Source organism: Chromobacterium aquaticum (assembly GCF_021129195.1).
In the GTDB taxonomy this organism is placed as follows: domain Bacteria; phylum Pseudomonadota; class Gammaproteobacteria; order Burkholderiales; family Chromobacteriaceae; genus Chromobacterium; species Chromobacterium aquaticum.
On sequence record NZ_JAJOHW010000255.1, the window covers coordinates 1 to 3,391 of the forward strand.

At 67.4% G+C, this 3,391-nt stretch carries 5 protein-coding genes; 3 read left to right on the plus strand and 2 right to left on the minus strand.

What is annotated here, in order from left to right:
• From LQT98_RS23555 to LQT98_RS23565, 3 genes are all read left to right on the plus strand, one after another.
• A partial coding sequence (locus LQT98_RS23555) for a sodium/glutamate symporter (RefSeq protein WP_331282593.1) occupies nucleotides 1–698 on the plus strand: 698 nt, incomplete at its 5' end.
• An 8-nt stretch (nucleotides 699–706) separates the two neighbouring features.
• Nucleotides 707–1,291: a HutD/Ves family protein gene (locus LQT98_RS23560; RefSeq protein WP_231465661.1), complete on the plus strand. Its 585-nt coding sequence runs from the start codon at nucleotides 707–709 to the stop codon at nucleotides 1,289–1,291.
• Between the two features lie 67 nt (nucleotides 1,292–1,358).
• Nucleotides 1,359–1,703 (plus strand): VOC family protein, encoded by a 345-nt coding sequence (locus LQT98_RS23565; protein WP_048411676.1) that lies wholly within the window; start codon nucleotides 1,359–1,361, stop codon nucleotides 1,701–1,703.
• Between the two features lie 72 nt (nucleotides 1,704–1,775).
• On the opposite strand, the gene LQT98_RS23570 is transcribed toward LQT98_RS23565, so the two are convergent.
• Together LQT98_RS23570 and LQT98_RS23575 are read right to left on the minus strand one after the other, a co-directional pair.
• Nucleotides 1,776–2,762 (minus strand): DUF1176 domain-containing protein, encoded by a 987-nt coding sequence (locus tag LQT98_RS23570; protein WP_231465663.1) that lies wholly within the window; start codon nucleotides 2,760–2,762, stop codon nucleotides 1,776–1,778.
• Nucleotides 2,763–2,842: 80 nt separating this feature from the next.
• Complete coding sequence (locus LQT98_RS23575; protein ID WP_231465665.1) at nucleotides 2,843–3,214, minus strand: VOC family protein; 372 nt, start codon at nucleotides 3,212–3,214, stop codon at nucleotides 2,843–2,845.
• Between the last annotated feature and the right edge of the window lie 177 nt (nucleotides 3,215–3,391).

Consider the following 3,391-nt stretch of genomic DNA (forward strand, 5'->3'; position numbering starts at 1 on the left):
TGATCGCCGGCGGCGTGCTGGGCGGGCCGCTGGCCAGTTGGCTGATCCGCCGTCACCAGCTGCCGATCCAGGCCGCAGCCGGCACAACGCCGGCGCCCGCCTATCACGATCACGAGGCCAGCGTCACCGTGAACAGCGATTCGCTGATCGCGTCCATGGGCCTGGTGCTGGCCTTGATGACCGCCGGCATGCTGATCGCCGGCCAGGTGCAGCGGCATTGGGACTTCGTGCTGCCCGCCTATGTCGGCGCCATGTTCGCCGCCATCGTGTTCCGCAATCTGAACGACCGCGCGCGACTGATCCGGCTCAATAGCGCCGCCATCGACGCCATCGCCGACATCTCGCTGGGCGTGTTCCTGACCATGGCGATGATGAGCTTGAAGATCTGGGAGCTGTACGATCTGGCGCTGCCGCTCTTGGGCGTGCTGTCCTTGCAGGTGATCGCGCTGACGGCGATCAGCGTCTTCATCGCCTTCCGCCTGCTGGGCAAGAACTACGACGCGGCGGTGATGTGCGCCGGCCTGATGGGGCACGGCCTGGGCGCCACGCCCAACGCGGTGGCCAATATGAGCGCGGTGTGCCAGAAACACGGCGCCACCTCGTACAAGGCCTTCCTGATCATCCCGCTGTGCGGCGCGGTGCTGATAGACTTGGTGGCGATTCCCTTCCACGCCTGGATCATCAACTACCTGCACTAAGGCCCGCCATGACGCTCATCCGCCTGCAAGACTGCCCGCCCAGCCCATGGAAAAATGGCGGCGGCAGCACCCGCCAGCTATTGATCGCCCCGGCCGACGCCGGCCTGGACGATTTCGACTACCGCGTCAGCCTGGCCAGCGTCGCCAGCGACGGGCCGTTCTCGCGCTTCGACGGCGTGGACCGGCAATTGCTGATCCTGCAAGGCGCGGGACTGGAGTTGCAACTGGAAGGCAGGGACAGCCTGCGGCTGACGCCGGGCGGCGCGCCGCTGGCCTTCGCCGGCGAGACCCCGGCGCAAAGCCGGCTGCTGGACGGCCCGCTGACCGATTTCAACGTGATGACGCGGCGCGGCCGCTACCGCTCGCGGCTGGACAAGCTGATGCTGGATGGCGCGCTGGAATTGGGCTCCAGCGCCGAACTGACCCTGCTGTTAACGCTGGAAGACGGCGCGCGGCTGTGGCAGGACGGACGGCCGCTGCCGCTGGCGGCCTGGGACGCTGCCCTGATCCGGCGCGGCGAGACGCTGCGGCTGCAGGCCGAGCGCCCGCTGCCGCTGTGGCGGGTGGAACTGGAAACCATCGATCCGGCCTGAGCCGACCTATAATCACCTAGGCTGTTGAAATAGGCCAATTGGCTTTTTAACTCCTAAGGAGATTCCCATGGCATCAACTGTTTCCTATATCGAGATCGGCGCCGGAGACGCGGCCCCTGTCGGAGCTTTCTTCGCCGAGCTATTCGGCTGGAGCTTCCACCCGATGGGCACGGACGGCGGCGGCTGGTTTCAGGCCGGATCGATTAAAGCCGGCCTGCACGGGGGGGATGCCGCGCCCCGGATCGATCTCTTCTTCCAGGTGCCGGACCTGGCGGCCGCCGTTGAGCGCGTGCGGGCCCTGGGCGGCCAAATCGACGGCGGCATCGCGGAGGAGCCGGGCTTCGGCAAATTCGCGCAATGCCATGCGCCTGGCGGCCTGAGCTTTGGCCTGCATCAGCCCGAGTCGACATAAGCGAGCAGGCTCCACGCCAACGACGGGACCTCGGTCCGCCTTCGCTGCAAAGCGCGGGCGGACCGCGCCCGCTTATTGCTGCCGCGTCACCCAGCTGCGCAGCGAGATGCCGCCGGGGATGCCGCTGCATTGCGGCGCCTCGGCGTCATGCATCAGCTCGAAACGGCTGCCGGTCCAGGCCCAGGCGCTGCTGGCATTGCAATCGTTGAAGCCGCGGCCCTTGGAAAAACTGCTGAGCACGCCTTGATCGAACTCGGCGTTCATCTGGTATTCGGGCTCGCCGCCAGGCAGTTGGGCCAGCCGCGGCTGATACGGCGGCTTGTCCTGGGCGATCCACACGCTGGAACCGCTCTGGTAAGCGCCGCGACCACATTCGCGCAGCACCAGCACTTGCTTGGCGCTCAAGCGGTGCACGCTCACCGCCGGATGCTCCTCGTCCGGCATCTGCTCCCAACAGTCACGCTCGCGCACCGCCTTCAGGATGGGCGCCGCCAGAGCATCATCGCCGGGCCGCGCCGCCGTCGGCACCGACCGCAACAGCGGCGCCGGCAAGGCCGGCGGCACCGAGGCTTCCGGCTTCGTCCCCTTCTTCACCAGCGCGCCGGGCGTGCCCAGCCGGCCCTGGGCTTCGTCCATGCGCAGCAGCGCGGCCTTGAGGCCGGCCAGCGACAGCCGCCATTGCTGCTTGCCATCGCTCAACTCCGCCGCGTCCGCGTCCAGCATGAGCGGCAGCAACTTGGCCATCTGCGCGGCGGACAGTGTCTGCTCGTCTTTCAGACCCTGCAGACTGAAACCGCCCACGCGCAGGCTCAGCGGGCCGATTCCACCCTCCTCCGAATTCGCCAGCAACTCTCCGCTCAGCGGCGCATTCGGGCCGCCATCGCGCTTGAGCAGCAGGCTGACCGGATTGCCGCCCTCATCGCCCTGCGTGCCGTTGGCCTCGCAATGACGGGTGTTGTCGCAGGCCACCGCCCAATCCTTGTATACCTGCGCCTTGGCCCAACTCGCGGCGGGCAGGCCTAGCGCCGCCAGCGCGGCGACCATGATGTGTATTCGCATGCTTGTCCTTGTGTCATTCCATGCCCACCGCGTGGCGATAGCGCCGTAGCGCCAACACGCGGCAGACAGGGCGCAAACGCTCAGTCCCGCTGGCACACCCGGATCCGATGCCCATCCGGGTCCAGCGCCAGGAAGGTGCGGCCGTAGACTTCGGTGCTCGGCGGCTGCGCGATGCGCAGATCGGGGTCGGCGCGCCAGGCCTGATAGAGCTGGTCCACCTCGGCGTCGGATGCCAGCATGATACCGGTTTCGACAAATCTCGGGACATCGGCATGCGGCGCGTCGCCGCCGCTCCACAAGGCGAACAGCGCCTCGCCGCCGGCGCTGAAGGCGACATAACGCGGGCTGGCGAATACCGGATCTGTGGTGAACAAACGGCGATACAGCGCGGTGGAACGCTGGATATCCGTCACATACAGCAGTTGCAGATTGGGTTTGGGAGCCAAGGTCATCGCTATCTTCTCTTCATGAAATGCGGGCTGCGCCGCGGATGACGGACAGGCTACGCCCCCTCTGCTGACAGCGTGGCGTCAGCAGGGCGCGGCTTTTCCGCGTCCCCGCGCCGACAGCAGCAGCGCGAACAGCATCAGCGCCGCCGCCAGGCCAAAGGCGGCGCGCATGCCGGCGGC

Excerpts from the sequence above, each read along its gene's own strand:
- LQT98_RS23575 (WP_231465665.1), bottom strand. The coding sequence starts at position 3,214 with ATGACCTTGGCTCCCAAACCCAATCTGCAACTGCTGTATGTGACGGAT.
- LQT98_RS23560 (WP_231465661.1), top strand. The coding sequence starts at position 707 with ATGACGCTCATCCGCCTGCAAGACTGCCCGCCCAGCCCATGGAAAAAT.
- LQT98_RS23565 (WP_048411676.1), top strand. The coding sequence starts at position 1,359 with ATGGCATCAACTGTTTCCTATATCGAGATCGGCGCCGGAGACGCGGCC.
- LQT98_RS23570 (WP_231465663.1), bottom strand. The coding sequence starts at position 2,762 with ATGCGAATACACATCATGGTCGCCGCGCTGGCGGCGCTAGGCCTGCCC.